Source organism: Kitasatospora sp. NPDC048545 (assembly GCF_040651155.1).
In the GTDB taxonomy this organism is placed as follows: Bacteria; Actinomycetota; Actinomycetes; order Streptomycetales; family Streptomycetaceae; genus Kitasatospora.
In genome coordinates this window covers 1-2,510 of record NZ_JBEZIQ010000152.1, presented here as the reverse complement: position 1 = coordinate 2,510, position 2,510 = coordinate 1, and the positions used below count along the sequence as shown (strand labels likewise).

At 65.1% G+C, this 2,510-nt stretch carries 3 protein-coding genes and 1 pseudogene; 1 reads left to right on the top strand and 3 read right to left on the bottom strand.

Annotation, left to right across the window (positions count from 1 at the left end):
• The 3 genes and pseudogenes from AB0D10_RS46145 to AB0D10_RS46135 all read right to left on the bottom strand — a co-directional run.
• Positions 1-177 (bottom strand): annotated as a pseudogene (locus AB0D10_RS46145) (IS630 family transposase); the annotation flags it as partial.
• An 86-nt stretch (positions 178-263) separates the two neighbouring features.
• Positions 264-722 (bottom strand): replication/maintenance protein RepL, encoded by a 459-nt coding sequence (locus tag AB0D10_RS46140; RefSeq protein ID WP_360269059.1) that lies wholly within the window; start codon positions 720-722, stop codon positions 264-266.
• The gene (locus AB0D10_RS46135; RefSeq protein WP_360269057.1) at positions 719-1,438 is read right to left on the bottom strand and encodes a hypothetical protein; all 720 of its coding nucleotides are present in this window, start codon (positions 1,436-1,438) and stop codon (positions 719-721) included. The genes AB0D10_RS46140 and AB0D10_RS46135 overlap by 4 nt, the downstream gene beginning before the upstream one ends.
• Before the next feature lie 853 nt (positions 1,439-2,291).
• Here AB0D10_RS46135 and AB0D10_RS46130 point away from each other — a divergent pair.
• Positions 2,292-2,510 (top strand): transposase (locus tag AB0D10_RS46130; protein ID WP_360255658.1); only part of this gene is annotated, 219 nt, incomplete at its 3' end.

Below are 2,510 nucleotides of genomic sequence, written 5' to 3'. Positions count from 1 at the left end.
TCCTCGTCCGCCCTGCACCAACTGGGCGATCACCGGCACCCGGTTCCCGCCGGCCGAGGCCAGCAACATCATCGCCCGCCGGTAGCGCACCGAACTGGTGCTGCCCCGGCGCACGATCTGCTGCAGCTTCTGCCCCTCCTGGTCGGTCAACCTGCGCACACGGACAGGCTCAGCCACCACACCCTCAGCAATCGGAGGAACGGACATCACCGGACATCCAAACGCCGCGACCACCAACCCGGCAAACCTTCCCGGTCAGAGCATTAGCCGACGGCGGGAAGGACGCGGATGTTGCCGGCCTTGCGGGTCTTCGCCTTCGCCCTCTTCTTGCGCTGCTCCGCGAGCTGGTCCTTGTAGGCCGCCGCGGCGCGCTGGTAGGCGCCGACGAAGTCGGGGTGGTCGAGGCGGTGCTCGGCCGGCATGACGGAGATGGCAGCGACGCAGTCTTCGGGGCTGCGGTATGGCGCGATCATGGCGTTCAGCTGGTACGTGCCGTTCTTGACACGCTTCACAAGATGGGCGAGCTCGAGGTCACGCATCCCGGTGATCACGGTTGCGCGGGAGATCTTGACGAGTTTGGCGATCTCGTCCTGGTTCTGGACGAGGCGTCCGCCAGGCTCGCTGTAGGCCCGGAGTTTGAGCAGGATTCGGTAGGCCGCGGGTCCCATGTCCAAGTCAGCAACGACGCCGTCCGCGTTGACAGCTGCGAAGTGCAGAGTCACGAGGTGGTGCTCCTCTCCTTGTCCTGCCGGGCCTTGCGTCGCGCTGCCCGTTCCTCAGCCCGCGTTTTGCGCAGCTCCTCGATCGCGGTCCGCATAGCGTCCAGTGACGGGAACCGAACGCGGTCCGGCAGTCCAGTGTTGCCCCGGATCTCGGAGATCCTATCGGCCTGCTCGACTCGAATTACCTTGGCTGACTGATCCTCGGTCGCGGGGATGAACTCGGCCACCCGGTACGAGTACGGGGGGTTGAACTGGTAGACGCCGGGCCGCTTCTTGTAGACGATGCCGTGCTCCATGATCTCTTGGAGAGCATCGTTGATCTTGGGACGGGTGATGTCCAGGACGGTGCCCATCTCCTCCTGGGTGAGCTCGACCAGCCCGCCGGCCCTCTGGCAGGCGATCATCAGGATGATGATCCTGAGAGGGAGGGCCTCGCGGAAGTACTGGGCGATGACCAAGAAGAACTCCTGGCTATCAAGCGAGAAGGAGCCCTGCTGGTTTGGCTGACCCGAGTAGATCTCCAACGGCTTCTGTCGGGCGCTTACCGAGACCTTGCGGTCGGGGTAGCGCTCTGCGAGGTCGTCGAGACCGGGTGCGTGGGGGACCGGCGCCAGAGGTGAGCCGAAGGCGCTGAGTGGGTCGGCGAGGGGCAGCTGGGGTGGCTGCGGGTTGGCGCGCGGCGTGGGACGGCGGCGGCGCGCGGGCTCGGTCGGCACGGGCTGGGTCTCCCACGGTCGCGTTCAGGTTGATCACTGCGGGACCAGCAGTATGTCAGAACCCTTTGACAAGAATGTTGGACCCTTACGACATTCCGCGTGTCGCGTGTTCCCTCAGAGGGAACAGAGTTGGAGTCGGTGTTCCCTCTGAGGGAACACCGACGGGCCGGCGGCGCCCTCCGCATAAAATGTCAAAGACCTTTGACTATTGGGCCAAGCTGCTGTCAGCTTCTTTGACATTCTGGCCGCCCGCTGTCCCCTCAGTTGGTACATCGCGCGGCCGCGATGTACCCGGTCAGGGGTCATGTACGTATGCGAACGACCTATCCCGGCCAGGCAAAATGCCTTCGCCGTACCTTCTAAGGTGGCCTAGGCCCGCGCCGGCATCTGGTCACGACCACTGGCCCAAGGGCCAGTACGGGCGCCGGTCTGGGGTACCAGGGCGCTTGGCGCCCCTGGACCCCGCCCCGGGCCGGCATCACCCAGCGCGGGACCGACGTGCTGAGGGCTGATACTCGTTCGCGCTGGGCAACGCCGTCCTTCCGTTCACCGGTTCCGTACGTTGCGGCACCGGCCGGTCCTGCCTACGCCTGGTGGCAGCCGAATGGGTGATGGGGTTGTGGTGGGTGGCGTGGCCTGGAGGTTTTGGCAGGGACTTGGGGGGCTTCTGGGGGGCGTGTGGGATGGTGCTGGGCCTCGGCGCTTGGTGGTGGGTCTGGATATGGGCACTGGTGGTCGTGTTGGTTCTAGATTTCCGCCCACTACTTTCAGTAACTCGACTGCGATCCGTCCAACCAGTCAGCCAGTTGGTTTAGGCCGTGTCCTGCCGATCAGTTGAGTCGTTGATACGACTATGGGGAGTAGGGGTGATCTGACCGATGGTCAGTGGGAGCGGCTTCGACCGCTGCTGCCTGTGAGCAACGGGCGTTGTGGCAGGTGGCGGGACCACCGTCAGGTCATCGACGGCATCGTGTACAGGGCGCGGACTGGCGTGCCGTGGCGCGACCTTCCGGAGCGCTACGGTCCGTGGAAGACGGTCCATGAGCGGCATCGCCGCTGGTCAGCGGATGGG